The following is a 14,289-nucleotide window of genomic DNA, read 5'->3' on the forward strand; positions in this document are numbered from 1 at the left end:
CAGCCAAGTTCAAGCATGGCAAAGCCCGCAAGAAGCGGGCGGTATCCAGGACATGCAGCGTACTTACAGGGCGAACAACTCTGCTGGAAGGTTCATCAGGCAATCACTGCCGGCCTCAATAGCCGCCAGATGAGCGCCCGTACGTGGAAGTAACCGCTTGAAGTAGAACTCGCAGGTGGCGAGCTTGGCCTTGGCGAAGTCACCATCGCCCAGCCCAGCTTCAAGTTGCTGCTGAGCCACCAGGGCCATGCGCAACCAAAGGTAGGCCAGGACGATGTAACCGCTGTACATCAGGTAGTCCATGGCTGCGGCGCCCACTTCGTCCGGGTTCTTCATGGCGGCCATGCCCACCTTGGTGGTCAACCCGCCCCACTGGCGGTTCAAGCCATCGAGTTGCGCGACATGGGCCTTGAGTTGCGGATGCTCGGCATTTGCCGTGCAGAACTTGTGCACAAGCCTGGTGAACCCCAGCAGCAACTGTCCTTGGCTACCCAGCACTTTGCGACCCAACAGGTCCAGGGCCTGAATTCCGTTGGTGCCCTCGTAGATCGGTGCAATACGACAATCACGTACCAACTGCTCCATGCCCCATTCACGAATGAAGCCATGGCCGCCAAAAACCTGCATCCCGTGGTTGGTCACTTCCAGGCCGGTCTCGGTCATGAAGGCCTTGCAGATCGGCGTCAGGAACGCCAGGAGGTCTTCGGCCTCCTGGCGCTGCCGGTCATCGCGACTCAAATGAGCCACATCCAGCAGCTGGGCGGTGAAATAAGCCAGGGCCCGATTGCCCTCATTGAACGCCTTCATGGTCAGCAGCATGCGCCGCACATCGGGGTGGACAATGATCGGATCGGCCACCTTGCCTGGAGCCTTGGGACCGCTCAAGGAACGCATCTGCAAGCGATCATTGGCGTATTTGATCGCTCCCTGGAAGCTCGTTTCACCCAGACACAGTCCCTGCATCCCAGTACCAAGACGTGCATGGTTCATCATGGTGAACATGCAGTTCAGGCCTTTGTTGGCCTCGCCGATCAGGAATCCCTTGGCACCATCAAAGTTCAACACGCAGGTGGCCGAAGCCTTGATCCCCATCTTGTGCTCAATGGAGCCGCAGCTCACGCCATTGCGCTCAGCGGCCTCACCCGCCGCGTCCGGCAAGAACTTGGGTACGATGAACAGCGAAATCCCCTTGGTTCCGGGCGGGGCATCCGGCAGCTTCGCCAGCACCATGTGAATGATGTTCTCACTCATGTCGTGCTCGCCGGCGGAGATGAAAATCTTGCTCCCTGACAACGCATAACTACCATCGGCCTGGGGCACGGCGCGTGTCTTGATGATGCCCAGATCGGTGCCGCAATGGGCTTCGGTCAGGCACATGGTGCCGGTCCACTGCCCGGCGGTGAGCTTGCTCAGGTACAGCTGCTTCTGGGCCTCGGTGCCATGAGCATGAATCGCCGACATAGCGCCGTGGGTCAGCCCTGGATACATGCCCCAGGAGGTATTGCTGGAACCTACCATCTCGCTGATCACCAACCCCAGCGAGTGGGGCAGCCCTTGGCCGCCATAAGCGGGATCAGCCGCCAGTCCGTGCCATCCACCCTCCACATACTGAGCGAAGGCCTGTTTGAATCCCTTGGGAGTGATCACCACGCCGTTGTCGAAATGGCAGCCTTCCTCGTCACCGGAGCGGTTCAGCGGGGCCAGGACGTTCTCACAGAACCTGGCACCCTCTTCAAGGATCGCGCTGACCATGTCCGGGCTGGCGTCAGTGGCCCCCAGCGCCGCGTAACCGGCATGAAAGTCGAAGACGTGATCGATCAGAAAACGCATGTCGCGCAAGGGCGCTTGATACTCGGGCATGGTGATTTCTCCGGTAGCAGATCGCCCCAACCTACTGCCGCCGCCCTCAGCCTGCCAATGACTGTCCAGTCGCTGAATGCGCCATCATCACTCAACCCGCAGCGGTATCCATGCGTACCGCACCACGGCGATTCTGCCCGAACGCCATGACACAGTTACGCCCGGCGCCCTTGGCACTGTAGAGCGCCTGGTCGGCGGACTTGAGCACTTCCTCGGGGGTCCGATGCTCCATCAGCCGCTCGGCGACACCGATACTGATGGTCACCGAGACACTGGACGCCGCAGCAGCTCCACGCCGCTGACGGCCTTGCTGGTCGTCCTGGGGACGGCTGTCCGAATTGCGCAACTGAATGTTGTAGTTGGCAATGACCTCGCGAATCATCTCCAGATGCGGCATGCACTCATCCAAGGTCTTGCCGGCAAACACCACAGCGAACTCTTCCCCGCCGTAACGATAGGCGCGTCCGCCACCGGTGACTTTCGACAGCTTGCTGGCCACCAAGCGCAGCACCTGGTCACCCACATCATGACCATGGGTATCGTTGAATTTCTTGAAGTGATCGACGTCGCTCATGGCCAATACATAGCTGCGCCCCAAGCGCTGCATGCGCTCATTCAAGGCCCGGCGTCCCGGCAAGCCGGTCAGCTCATCACGGAAGGCCATCTGGTAAGCCTCATGTGCCACCGCAGCAGCAATCATCAGCATTACCTGGCTGCACATGATGTTCAGGGTGAATGGCAGGATGAAGGTCTTGGGCAACATCCAGAACAGCCCCAACAGCCCCACGAGCTGCGCCGCATGCAGTGGCCGTGGATTGCGCCAGTACTGGATCGCCAGCAGCAGGAAGGAGGCGAAGAATACCGGGTACGACAACTGGATCAAACTCATCCAACTGCCGTGCAGCGCCGGCCAGCGGATCTCCGCCAGCCAGTTCAGCAGCGCCTGTGGGTAACTCTGCTCAAGGCCCAGGGCGACACTGCCAAATGCCAGCAACACGGCAAAGCGCGCCACCATGTCCTGAAACAGGTGCGTGCGCTCCTGCCAGGCGGCGAACAGGCCAAACAGCAAAGGCAGTAACAGGCAGCAAAGGTGGAACACCACCGCCGCATCTTCACGGACCGAGCCGTGATCCCGGTAGTAATCGGTCTGGGTATCCAACAGAAAGTAGGCGATGTACACCGTAACCATCAGGAACAACTCACGCTGACGCCGATACACCGCGCAATACGCACCACCGAGCAACAGCACCAGAGTCGGTAGCACGTTGAACAGTGAAGTGAAGAAGACGTTGAGGTCCTTGACGTAGGCGGCCGCCAGCCCCGCAAGCAAAAGCACTAAAGACGGTAGAAAATGACTGAAACGTACAGCGGAAGAACGCGGCAAGGGTAAAACTCCGACCCGGCTGATCAATAGGTGGCATTGTGCCTTCATTTATTGAAGTTAAGCACATGCGACGTGACAGACATCACATTGCCATCTCTTTAACGGCAGGAAATCGCTTCTGCTTAGCGATTTAGTCGGGAATTTTCATGAAGATTCTGCAGGCATAAAAAAGCCGCTCAACCCAAGGGGCGAGCGGCTTTTTCGAAGTGTTCAGTCAGGCTCAGTAAGCCAGGCCGAAGTCCTCTTCCTTCATGTCCATCAGGTTATTGGCACCCGAGAGCATGGTCGCAACGTGAGTGCGGGTACGCGGCAGAATGCGCTGGAAGTAGAAGCGCGCAGTCTGCAGCTTGGCGGTGTAGAACGCCTCTTCAGTGGTACCGGCTGCCAGCTTTTCAGCCGCCAGACGCGCCATCTCGGCCCAGAAGTAAGCCAGGCAGGCATAACCGGAATACATCAGGTAGTCCACCGAAGCCGCGCCCACTTCCTCACGGTCTTTCATCGCGGCCATGCCCACTTTCATGGTCAGCTCGCCCCACTCTTTGTTCAGTGCTGCCAGCGGTGCAACGAATTCCTTCACCGCTTCGTTGCCTTCGTTGTTCTGGCAGAACTTGTGGACGATCTTGGTGAAACCCTTGAGGGCCTCGCCTTGAGTCATCAGTACTTTACGGCCCAGCAGGTCCAGAGCCTGGATGCCGGTGGTGCCTTCGTACAACATCGAGATACGGCTGTCGCGAACGTTCTGCTCCATGCCCCACTCGGCGATGAAACCGTGGCCACCGTAGATCTGCACACCGTGGTTGGCGGATTCGAAACCGACTTCGGTCATGAACGCTTTGGCGATCGGAGTCATGAAAGCCAGCAGTGCGTCAGCTTTCTTCTTCTCTTCCTCGTCCGTGCCGTACTTGACGATGTCCACCTGCTTGGCGGTGAAGTAGACCATTGCCCGGTTGCCTTCGGCGAAGGCCTTCATGGTCAGCAGCATGCGACGCACGTCAGGGTGCACGATGATCGGGTCAGCGGCCTTGTCCGGCGCTTTCGGGCCAGTCAAAGAGCGCATTTGCAGACGATCACGAGCGTATTTCAGGCCGCCCTGGAAGCCGATCTCGGCGTGGGCCAGACCTTGCAGAGCAGTCCCCAGACGCGCGGTGTTCATAAAGGTGAACATGCAGTTCAGACCTTTGTTCGCCGGGCCGATGAGGAAACCGGTAGCCGCGTCGAAGTTCATCACGCAGGTGGCGTTACCGTGGATGCCCATCTTGTGTTCCAGGGAACCACAGCTCACGGCGTTGCGCTGGCCGACGCTGCCATCAGCGTTAGGCAGGAACTTGGGTACGATGAACAGCGAAATGCCCTTGGTGCCAGCTGGCGCATCCGGCAGGCGAGCCAGAACGATGTGGACGATGTTGTCGGCCATATCGTGCTCACCAGCGGAGATGAAGATCTTGGTGCCGGTAACTTTGTAGGAACCATCAGCCTGAGGTTCGGCCTTGGTGCGCAGCATGCCCAGGTCGGTGCCACAGTGCGGCTCGGTCAGGCACATGGTGCCGGTCCATTCGCCGGACACCAGCTTGGTCAAGTAGGCCTCTTGCTGCTCGGGAGTGCCGTGCTCGGAAATGGTGTTCATCGCGCCATGGGACAGGCCTGGGTACATGCCCCACGACCAGTTGGCCTCGCCGACCATTTCGCTGACCGCCAGGCCCAGGGATTCAGGCAGGCCCTGACCACCGTGCTCAACGTCGTGAGCCAGGCTTGGCCAGCCGCCTTCGACGAATTGCTTGTAGGCTTCTTTGAAACCAGTCGGAGTCTTAACGCCAGATTCACTCCAGGTGCAACCTTCCAGATCGCCCACACGGTTCAGCGGAGCCAACACCTGCTCACAAAACTTGGCACCTTCCTCGAGAATGGCGTCAACCATGTCCGGAGTGGCGTCCTGGCAAGCCGGGAGGCTCTGATAGTGCGCCTCATAGCCGAGCAGCTCGTCACGAACGAAGCGAATATCACGCAAGGGGGCCTTGTAGTCAGGCATAGCGATAAACCTCTGCTGATGTAACCGGGAATGAACAACCGCGTTGAATTTTTATAGCGGTCAAACAGTTGTTTGAAACATACGTTTACGCCTAAATCTTGTCAAGCGTCGCGCCAATGCCTTTCGTCACCGGCACAAAATCAACGCCCAGGCGAACACCCACAGCACCGGCCGTGAAATTGTAGGAGCCGGCTTGCCGGCGATCAGCTAGGGAGAGGAATAAAGGATATTTAAGAAAGCAAAGGCATGAGAAAAAGCCCGCCTTCCATGGGAAGCGGGCTTTGGCAGAGGAGCATCAAGCGTAGGTATCGATCAGCGTACCGAGGACTTCATCAGAGGCCTTGGCGACCTTCACACCCAGTTCCACCTGGATCTTGCCCATGGACATCTCGACCATGCTGCTGGCCAGATCCGACTCCTGGCTGCGGTCCACGCCACGCAGGCGATTGACCTGATTGACCGACGCCTGGCTGTCGGCAGAGCGCTCAACGGCGCTGCTGGCGATCTGGCTGGAACCTTGATCGACACGATTCTGCCCAGTCTGAATCGCGTTCAGTCCGGCGTAGAAAGCGCTGTTCCCGGAAATTTCCATAGGAGAACTCGACCTTGAAAATGAGTGACAGGCGTTATTGAAGCAGACCCGTCAAGAAAACACCCGTCAAAAACACTAATGGCAATATGCCTTGCCATAGACAAAATCTAGTCCAGCAGATCCAGCTGCAGGTGCTCGGCCACCGCTTCGGCACTGGCCGGCCGGAGTCTCGGAACGCGCCCCAGGCAAGGTGCCGGCAGGCGTTCGGCCAGGGTTGCCAGGTTCTCTTCCAGACGAGAGGTCTTCGGATCAATGATATTGGCCACCCATCCAGCCAGTTGCAGACCATCCTGAGCAATAGCCTCGGCGGTGAGCAATGCATGGTTGATACAGCCCAGGCGCACGCCAACCACGAGGATCACCGGCAATCCCAAAGCCATCGCCAGGTCCGACAGATTGTCTTGATCCGCCAGGGGCACTCGCCAGCCGCCCGCGCCTTCGATCAAGGTGAAGTCCGCACCCTTGGCCAAAATGTGGCGCATGGGCGTCAACAACGACTGCACCGTCAACGCCACCCCGGCTTCCCGCGCCGCCAGGTGGGGAGCGATGGCCGGCTCGAAGGCGATCGGATTGACCTCCTCATAGCACAATGGCAACGACGATTGCGCCAGCAATGCCAAGGCATCGGCATTACGCAAGCCCTTGGCGCTCAACTCGCAACCGGAAGCCACCGGCTTGCCCGCCGCAGTGCTCAGCCCCGCCAAACGCGCTGCATGTAGCAGGCCTGCGGCAATCGTGGTTTTACCCACATCGGTGTCGGTACCGGTGATGAAATAAGCAGGGCTCATAGCGGTTTCTCCAATACGGCATAGACCACTTGATAAGTCGCCGGCAATCCCTCTGGCTGACGAAAGCGTTCATAAGCCTCGATCAACCCGGCGATCCGTGCTCGCCCGGTCAAGCCGCCGGGGCGACCCGGATTCAGATTATGCGCACCCAGCGCTTTCAATTCATGGGTCAGGCTACGCACATCCGGATAGTGCAGGACATGAGCAACCTGCTCCAGGCTGTGGACCTGCAGACCGCTGCCATCACAGAGCTGCAGATAGCGTTCGAACTCGCGAAAGCGATTGACGTGCACCTGCCCATCGACCTGGCCCCAGCTTTCCCGCAACTCATGCAAAGTGCCAACACACAGGCTGGCGAACGCCAGCACGCCTCCGGGTTTCAACACCCGCCTGGCTTCCGCGAGTACCGCAGCAAAATCAGCGCACCACTGCACCGCCAAGCTGGAGAAAATCAGCTCGCAACTACCCGCCTGCAACGGCAGGCGCTCTGCATCCCCAGCGATGAAATACTCGGCACCGCCCAGGGGGCGTGCGTGATTGAGCATGCCCTCGGCAATATCCAGGGCCAGCCCCTGACGGCCCACAAAGCGCTCTCCCAGCACCCGACTGAAATGTCCCGTACCACAACCCAGGTCCAACCAGCGAGCCGGCGCCCAACCTTGGGGCAAACGGCCCAGCAGTTGTTGACCAACCGCACGCTGCAACTCGGCAACACTGTCGTAGCTGGCCGCAGCGCGGGAAAACGAAGCGGCTACCTGACGCTTGTCAGGCAAGCCTCCGGGCAGGACAGGAACAGACAAATCAGTCATCACCGGACTCATGCAAGAACGCCTGGATCGCCCCTGCCACTCCGTGGGGATCCTCCAGAAGAAAACCATGGCTGGCCTGTTCAATCAGACCTACCTCTACATCTGGCAACAACGCCAGCAATTCACCCGCTGCCTCGGCGGGCACCAGGCCATCCAGCCCGGCGAAAAGATGCAACTGCGGCCCACGAAATCCTTGCAGGGCTTCGCGAGAGTCCAACTGCGCCAGCAACTCCAACCCCGCCATCAGCACCGGTCCCGGGGTTGCGGGTGCACCACCCAGCAGCAGCCGCGACAAACCACGCGGATCGACAGCACCTTGGGCGCAGAGCAGAGAAAAACGCTTGAGGGTGGCTCGCGAATCGGCGGCGCAACCGGCCAGGAAGCCATCGAAGGTTTCTCCGGGCATGGCACTGGACCACTGCTCGTGGGCAACAAAACAGGGATTGCTGGCCAGAGTCAGCAAGCCGCAGCAACGCTCGCCACGTCGTGCTGCCAACTCCGAAGCCAGCATGCCCCCCAGGGACCAGCCCCCCAGCCAGGCATTGTCCGGCAGTGCATCATCGAGTTCGTCCAGCCACTCCTGCAGATCACTGGAAGTCAGCTCTGGCAGTGGCTCGATTGCTACCCGCAAATGTTCATCCAGCCCCTGCAACGCCGCCGCCAAGGGCTCCAGGGGTGACACCCCCAACCCCCAACCAGGCAACAGAATCAGTCGATCACGCATGGTTCGGCCCCGTTTGCAGTTCGCTGAAACAATCCGCCAACGCGCTTAACAATAGCTGGACCTGAGCCTCGCTGTGGGCTGCGGACAAGGTCACCCGCAGCCGCGCACTGCCGGCCGGCACAGTCGGCGGACGAATAGCAGTGACCATCATTCCCCGCGAACGGAGCATCCGTGACAACTCCACGGCCCGGGCACTGTCACCCACCATGATCGGCTGGATCGGCGTAAAGCTGTCCATCAGCTCCAGGCCGATCTGCTCGGCGCCCTGACGGAACTGACGGATCAAGTTGGCCAGGTGCTCGCGTCGCCAGTGTTCAGTGCGCAGCAACTCCAGGCTTTTCAGGGTGGCGCAGGCCAGGGCCGGTGGCTGACTGGTGGTGTAGATGTAAGGCCGGGCGAACTGGATCAGGCTTTCGATCAGATCTTCGCTGCCGGCGACAAAGGCGCCGGCGGTACCAAAGGCCTTGCCCAGGGTACCCACCAGCACCGGTACGTCATCCAGCCCCAGCCCGAAATGCTCCACCAGCCCGGCACCCTTGGCCCCCAGTGGCCCGAAGCCATGGGCGTCATCGACCATCAACCAAGCCCCCCTGGCTCTGGTTTCCCGGGCCAGGGCGGGCAGGTCGGCAACATCGCCGTCCATGCTGAACACCCCGTCGGTGACCACCAGGGTATTGCCGGTGGCCTTCTCCAGACGCTTGGCCAGGCTCGACGCATCGTTGTGCAGATAACGATTGAAACGCGCACCGGAAAGTAGCCCGGCATCCAGCAGGGAGGCGTGGTTGAGACGGTCCTCCAGCACCGTATCGCCCTGCCCGACCAGGGCCGTGACCGCGCCCAGGTTGGCCATGTAGCCGGTGGTAAACAGCAACGCCCGCGGTCGGCCAGTGAGTTCGGCCAAAGCCTCTTCCAGAGCGTGATGTGGAGCACTGTGGCCGATCACCAGATGGGAAGCGCCACCGCCCACGCCCCAGCGGCTGGCACCGGCGCGCCAGGCTTCGATCACCTGCGGGTGATTGGCCAAGCCCAGGTAGTCGTTGTTGCAGAAGGCCAGCAAGGGCTGGCCGTCGACCACCACTTGCGGCCCCTGGGGGCTCTCAAGCAGCGGACGCTGACGATAGAGGTGTTCGGCACGGCGGGCAGCAAGGCGCGCGGCGAGATCGAAAGACATGCAGGCCTCGATGTTGGCTTACAGACACATTACCTGTAGGAGCTGGCTTGCCAGCGAAGCAAGCGACGCGAAATCCCCGGAGTCCGCGGGATTTGCGGAATTCGCCGGCAAGCCGGCTCCTGCAACGAAAGGTCAGACGGCGGCGTTGTAGAACTGCTCGCTGCTCTTCTGCTCGACCAGGGCCTGCTCGATGGCTGCCTGGTGCACTTCGTCGGCATGCTCTTCCCGGGCTTCGGGCTGGATGCCCAGGCGCGCGAACAACTGCATGTCCTTGTCGGCCTGGGGGTTGGCGGTGGTCAGCAGCTTGTCGCCGTAGAAAATCGAATTGGCACCGGCGAAGAAGGCCAGGGCCTGCATCTGCTCGTTCATCGCCTCACGGCCGGCGGACAGACGCACATGGGATTGCGGCATGAGGATGCGGGCCACGGCGAGCATGCGGATAAAGTCGAACGGGTCCACTTCCTCGGCGTTTTCCAGGGGCGTACCGGCGACCTTCACCAGCATGTTGATCGGCACCGACTCCGGATGCTCCGGCAAGTTGGCCAGCTGGATCAGCAAGCCGGCGCGGTCGTCCAGGGACTCGCCCATGCCGAGAATACCGCCAGAGCAGATCTTCATCCCCGCATCACGCACATAGGCCAGGGTCTGCAAGCGCTCGCCGTAGGTGCGGGTGGTGATGATGTTGCCGTAGAACTCCGGCGAGGTATCGAGGTTGTGGTTGTAGTAGTCCAGGCCGGCACTGGCCAAGGCTTCGGTTTGGTCCTGATCGAGACGCCCCAGGGTCATGCAGGTCTCCAGGCCCATGGCTTTCACGCCTTTGACCATCTCCAGCACGTAGGGCATGTCCTTGGCGGAAGGGTGCTTCCAGGCCGCACCCATGCAGAAACGCGTGGAACCGATGGCCTTGGCCCGAGCGGCCTCCTCCAGGACTTTCTGCACCTCAAGGAGCTTTTCCTTTTCCAGGCCGGTGTTGTAGTGACCGGACTGCGGACAATATTTGCAATCTTCCGGGCAAGCGCCGGTCTTGATCGACAGCAGCGTGGAAACTTGGACCCGATTGGCGTCGAAATGCGCGCGGTGCACCGTCTGCGCCTGGAACAACAAGTCATTGAACGGTTGGACGAACAGGGCTTTGACCTCAGCCAATGTCCAATCATGACGCAGGGTGGCGGTGGTGCTGGCGCTCATGGGCGATTCCTTGATTATGCTTGGCAAGCGGCGCTGGAAAGGCAAAGTCCACAGCCGCGACACGGATGTTCGGCATATTTAAGGAAGAGCCATGCACTGTCAACCCACATACAAGGGGCGGGTTTACATCTGGTCAAAAAACAAACAATCCTGTTTGCTTTGCGACGAGCCCAGCGATTCGGCCCTGGCCCTCTGCACTCCTTGCATGGATGAACTGCCCTGGCTTAATGCCCAGTGCTCGGTCTGCGCCCTGCCATTGCCCGCCAGCGACCTGACTTGTGGCCAGTGCTTGCAGCAACCTCCTGCGTTTCACCAGGTCGTCGCCCCCTGGCACTACGACTTCCCCGTCGACAGCCTGATCAGCCGTTTCAAACACCATGCAAAATGGCCTTTTGGCCGACTAATGGCCGAGCTTCTCTGCCAACTCCTCCATTTTCGCTTCGACGAAGGCCTGCCACGACCGGACTGCCTGCTACCGGTGCCGTTGTCTCGCCAGCGCCTGCGTCAGCGAGGCTTCAACCAGGCCGGCATGCTGGCCCGCTGGCTCGGGGAACAACTGCAACTGACGGTGGAACCTCATCTGCTCCTGCGCCCCCAGGACACCCCCGCACAGCAGGGCCTGGATGCCAGGGCCCGGCACCGCAACCTGCGCCAGGCTTTCGCCCTGGCCGGCGATGCCTCGGTTGCCGGACGGCACCTGGCCCTGGTGGACGATGTCCTGACCACCGGTGCCACGGCCCAAGCCCTGGCCCGCCTGCTGATCAACGCCGGCGCTCGCCAGGTCGACGTCTATTGCCTGGCCCGAACTGCAAGGCCAGATACACCCGACTGACTTGACTCTCGACGCTCAAGCCGCACACTCCCTGTCCATCTTCAGTGCTCAAAGCGCCCCAGCCATGTCATTGCCCACTCTGTTGACCCAGCACATCGTCCGCCGCCCACAGCGCATCGCCTTGTTGCAGCACATTGCCGAACAGGGCTCCATCACCCGTGCGGCGAAAAGCGCCGGCCTGAGCTACAAGGCCGCCTGGGATGCCATCGATGAACTGAACAACCTGGCCCAGAGCCCACTGGTAGAGCGCAGCGTCGGCGGCAAAGGTGGCGGCGGTGCCAAGCTGTCCGCCGAGGGCGAACGAGTGCTGCGTCTCTACCAACGCCTGCAGGCGCTGCAGGCCCAGGTCCTGGAAGCCGCGGAAGACAGCAGCGACCTCGACCTGCTGGGGCGCCTGATGCTGCGCACCAGTGCGCGCAACCAACTGCACGGCAAGGTTCGGGGCATCGAACATCTAGGCTGCAACGACCTGATCAGTCTGGAGCTGCCCGAAGGGCTGCTCCTCAAGGCCCAGATCACCCACGACAGCACCCAGCGCCTGGAGTTGCTACCCGGCACCAACGTAGTGGCGCTGATCAAGGCCGGCTGGCTGGACGTGCACGCCGACGACGCCGAAGTAACAACTGGACACAATTGTCTGACAGGGACGATCGAGCAGATTATCGACGCCGAAGATGGCCCCTGCGAGGTCAGAATCACTCTTCCCAACGGCCAGATCCTCTGCGCTTTGGCCGAGCCACAACGGCTCAAGACTTTGGATTTGACGGAAAGCAAACCGGTCCAGGTGCAGTTCTCTCCGTCTCATGTCCTTATAGGCACCCCGCTCTAACCCGCGCCCAACGCTCTCTGCCTGCAACATTTCCGTCATCGGTGCTCATTAAGGTGGCTGCAAAAACCCGCAGGGAGCCTGATATGAGCCTGTTAGAAGAAGACCAAACCACCGATCTGGAACAAATCGTCGGCCTCAGCCGCCGGGGCTTCATCGGCGCCGGGGCCCTGTGCGGCGCAGCACTGTTTCTCGGTGGCGGCCTGCTGAGCCGCAGCGCCCTGGCCGCCGGCGTCAGCGCCGGTAACAGCCAACTGCTGGGTTTTGCCGGCATTGCCGCCGCCACCAGCGACAGCATTACCTTGCCGCCCGGCTACAAATCCTCGGTCCTGATCAGCTGGGGCCAGCCGTTGCAAAAGAACGGGCCGGCCTTTGATCCCAGTGGCAATGGCACCGCCCAGGCCCAGGAAGTCCAGTTCGGCGACAACAACGACGGCATGAGCCTATTTGCCTTCCCGGACGACAAGCATCGCGCGTTGATGGCGATCAACAACGAATACACCAACTATCGCTACCTCTACCCCCATGGCGGCCTGCCGCAGTCCGCCGAGGACGTGCGCAAGGCCCAGGCCAGCGAAGGCGTGTCGGTGATCGAGGTGCAACGCAAGAACGGCCAATGGCAGTTCGTCCAGGGCTCGCGCTATAACCGGCGCATTCATGGCAACACACCGATCCGCCTGGGTGGCCCTGCCGCTGGGCATGAGCTGCTGAGAACCGCTGCCGACCCCAAGGGCAAGAAAGTCCTCGGCACCTTCCAGAACTGCGCCAACGGCAAGACGCCCTGGGGCACCTACCTGACCTGCGAAGAGAACTTCACCGACTGCTTCGGCAGCAGCAACAGCGAGCAGAAGTTCGACACCGCACAGAAACGCTACGGTGCCGTGGTCGCCAGCAAGGAGATCAACTGGCACCCCCACGATCCACGCTTCGACCTTGCGAAGAACCCCAACGAGCTCAATCGTCACGGCTGGGTGGTGGAAATCGACCCCTTCGACCCGCAATCGACGCCCGTCAAACGCACCGCTCTCGGCCGTTTCAAACATGAAAACGCCGCACTGGCCGAAACCCGCGATGGCCGTGCCGTGGTCTACATGGGCGACGACGAGCGTGGCGAGTTCATCTACAAATTCATCAGCCGCGACAAGATCAACCACCGCAACCCCAAGGCCAACCGCGACCTGCTGGATCACGGCAGCCTGTATGTGGCGCGCTTCGACGCCGGTGACAGCAACCCGGATCGTCCCAAGGGCCAGGGCCAGTGGGTCGAGCTGAGCCACGGCAAGAACGGCATCGACGCCAGCAGTGGCTTCGCCGATCAGGCCCAGGTACTGATCCAGGCTCGATTGGCCGCCAGCGTGGTCCAGGCCACGCGCATGGACCGTCCGGAATGGATCGTGGTCAGCCCCAAGGACGGCCAGGTCTATTGCACCCTGACCAACAACTCCAAGCGCGGTGAAGACGGCCAGCCCGTGGGCGGCCCCAACCCGCGGGAGAAGAACGTCTACGGGCAGATCCTGCGCTGGCGCACCGGCGGCGACGATCATGGTGCAATGAGTTTTTCCTGGGACCTGTTCGTGGTCGCCGGCAACCCCGGCGTGCATGCCGGCCAACCCAAGGGCGGCTCGTCCAACATCACCCCGCAGAACATGTTCAACAGCCCCGACGGCCTGGGTTTCGACAAGGCCGGGCGCCTGTGGATCCTCACCGATGGTGACTACAGCAACAGCGGGGATTTCGCCGGCATGGGCAACAACCAGATGCTCTGTGCCGACCCCGACAGCGGTGAGATCCGACGCTTCATGGTCGGACCGATAGGCTGCGAAGTCACCGGGATCGCCTTCGCTCCGGACCAGAAGACCCTGTTCGTGGGCATTCAGCACCCGGGAGAAAACGGCGGCTCGAGCTTCCCCGAACACCTGCCCAACGGTAAGCCGCGCTCCTCGGTAATGGCCATCAGCCGTGAAGACGGCGGTATCATCGGCGCCTGACGCCCGCCTCGCCAACCCAGCTCCTGCTGCCCATCTGCAGGAGCTGGCTGACCAGCGCAAGGGCTAGCCACCCCTCCATAATCTCCGGCAAACCCTCCCCC

Annotated in this window: 12 protein-coding genes; 3 read left to right on the top strand and 9 right to left on the bottom strand. The window is 61.1% G+C overall.

Annotation, left to right across the window (positions count from 1 at the left end; all coding sequences use genetic code 11):
* Positions 1-63: 63 nt before the first annotated feature.
* The 9 genes from GV818_RS30760 to bioB form a co-directional block, all read right to left on the bottom strand.
* The gene (locus tag GV818_RS30760) at positions 64-1,860 is read right to left on the bottom strand and encodes an acyl-CoA dehydrogenase C-terminal domain-containing protein (RefSeq protein ID WP_161778388.1); all 1,797 of its coding nucleotides are present in this window, start codon (positions 1,858-1,860) and stop codon (positions 64-66) included.
* Positions 1,861-1,951: 91 nt separating this feature from the next.
* Positions 1,952-3,244 carry a GGDEF domain-containing protein gene (locus GV818_RS30765; protein WP_161758496.1) on the bottom strand — a complete coding sequence of 431 codons (1,293 nt, stop codon included), beginning with the start codon at positions 3,242-3,244 and terminating at the stop codon, positions 1,952-1,954.
* A 220-nt stretch (positions 3,245-3,464) separates the two neighbouring features.
* A complete protein-coding gene (locus GV818_RS30770; protein WP_161758497.1) occupies positions 3,465-5,270 on the bottom strand; it encodes a phenylacyl-CoA dehydrogenase in 1,806 nt (601 codons plus the stop codon).
* 295 nt (positions 5,271-5,565) lie between these two features.
* A complete protein-coding gene (locus GV818_RS30775; protein WP_161778389.1) occupies positions 5,566-5,862 on the bottom strand; it encodes a pyrroloquinoline quinone biosynthesis protein PqqE in 297 nt (98 codons plus the stop codon).
* Positions 5,863-5,969: 107 nt separating this feature from the next.
* Complete coding sequence (gene bioD / locus GV818_RS30780; protein ID WP_161778390.1) at positions 5,970-6,650, bottom strand: dethiobiotin synthase; 681 nt, start codon at positions 6,648-6,650, stop codon at positions 5,970-5,972.
* Positions 6,647-7,459: a malonyl-ACP O-methyltransferase BioC gene (gene bioC / locus GV818_RS30785; RefSeq protein ID WP_161778391.1), complete on the bottom strand. Its 813-nt coding sequence runs from the start codon at positions 7,457-7,459 to the stop codon at positions 6,647-6,649. Before bioC ends, bioD begins: the two co-directional genes overlap by 4 nt.
* The gene (locus GV818_RS30790) at positions 7,452-8,183 is read right to left on the bottom strand and encodes an alpha/beta fold hydrolase (RefSeq protein ID WP_161778392.1); all 732 of its coding nucleotides are present in this window, start codon (positions 8,181-8,183) and stop codon (positions 7,452-7,454) included. Before GV818_RS30790 ends, bioC begins: the two co-directional genes overlap by 8 nt.
* Positions 8,176-9,354 (bottom strand): 8-amino-7-oxononanoate synthase, encoded by a 1,179-nt coding sequence (bioF, locus tag GV818_RS30795; RefSeq protein WP_161778393.1) that lies wholly within the window; start codon positions 9,352-9,354, stop codon positions 8,176-8,178. Before bioF ends, GV818_RS30790 begins: the two co-directional genes overlap by 8 nt.
* 132 nt (positions 9,355-9,486) lie before the next feature.
* Entirely contained in the window at positions 9,487-10,542 is a 1,056-nt protein-coding gene (gene bioB / locus GV818_RS30800) for a biotin synthase BioB (RefSeq protein ID WP_161758503.1), read from the bottom strand.
* Between the two features lie 91 nt (positions 10,543-10,633).
* On the opposite strand from bioB, the gene GV818_RS30805 reads away from it, so the two are divergent.
* The 3 genes from GV818_RS30805 to GV818_RS30815 all read left to right on the top strand — a co-directional run bounded on the left by GV818_RS30805 (position 10,634) and on the right by GV818_RS30815 (position 14,188).
* The gene (locus GV818_RS30805) at positions 10,634-11,374 is read left to right on the top strand and encodes a ComF family protein (protein WP_161778394.1); all 741 of its coding nucleotides are present in this window, start codon (positions 10,634-10,636) and stop codon (positions 11,372-11,374) included.
* Positions 11,375-11,438: 64 nt separating this feature from the next.
* Positions 11,439-12,203, top strand: a complete 765-nt coding sequence (locus GV818_RS30810) for a TOBE domain-containing protein (RefSeq protein WP_161778395.1) — start codon at positions 11,439-11,441, stop codon at positions 12,201-12,203.
* Positions 12,204-12,286: 83 nt separating this feature from the next.
* Positions 12,287-14,188, top strand: a complete 1,902-nt coding sequence (locus tag GV818_RS30815) for a PhoX family protein (RefSeq protein ID WP_161778396.1) — start codon at positions 12,287-12,289, stop codon at positions 14,186-14,188.
* The last annotated feature ends 101 nt before the right edge of the window (positions 14,189-14,289 follow it).

Origin of the sequence: Pseudomonas sp. Fl4BN1, assembly GCF_009908285.1 — a bacterium.
Taxonomy (GTDB): domain Bacteria; phylum Pseudomonadota; class Gammaproteobacteria; order Pseudomonadales; family Pseudomonadaceae; genus Aquipseudomonas.

Bases quoted from the DNA above. Each gene is read 5' to 3' on its own strand.
- GV818_RS30775 (WP_161778389.1), bottom strand. From the start codon at position 5,862: ATGGAAATTTCCGGGAACAGCGCTTTCTACGCCGGACTGAACGCGATT.
- bioD (WP_161778390.1), bottom strand. From the start codon at position 6,650: ATGAGCCCTGCTTATTTCATCACCGGTACCGACACCGATGTGGGTAAA.
- bioC (WP_161778391.1), bottom strand. From the start codon at position 7,459: ATGACTGATTTGTCTGTTCCTGTCCTGCCCGGAGGCTTGCCTGACAAG.
- GV818_RS30805 (WP_161778394.1), top strand. From the start codon at position 10,634: ATGCACTGTCAACCCACATACAAGGGGCGGGTTTACATCTGGTCAAAA.
- GV818_RS30815 (WP_161778396.1), top strand. From the start codon at position 12,287: ATGAGCCTGTTAGAAGAAGACCAAACCACCGATCTGGAACAAATCGTC.
- GV818_RS30790 (WP_161778392.1), bottom strand. From the start codon at position 8,183: ATGCGTGATCGACTGATTCTGTTGCCTGGTTGGGGGTTGGGGGTGTCA.
- bioF (WP_161778393.1), bottom strand. From the start codon at position 9,354: ATGTCTTTCGATCTCGCCGCGCGCCTTGCTGCCCGCCGTGCCGAACAC.
- GV818_RS30770 (WP_161758497.1), bottom strand. From the start codon at position 5,270: ATGCCTGACTACAAGGCCCCCTTGCGTGATATTCGCTTCGTTCGTGAC.
- bioB (WP_161758503.1), bottom strand. From the start codon at position 10,542: ATGAGCGCCAGCACCACCGCCACCCTGCGTCATGATTGGACATTGGCT.
- GV818_RS30810 (WP_161778395.1), top strand. From the start codon at position 11,439: ATGTCATTGCCCACTCTGTTGACCCAGCACATCGTCCGCCGCCCACAG.
- GV818_RS30760 (WP_161778388.1), bottom strand. From the start codon at position 1,860: ATGCCCGAGTATCAAGCGCCCTTGCGCGACATGCGTTTTCTGATCGAT.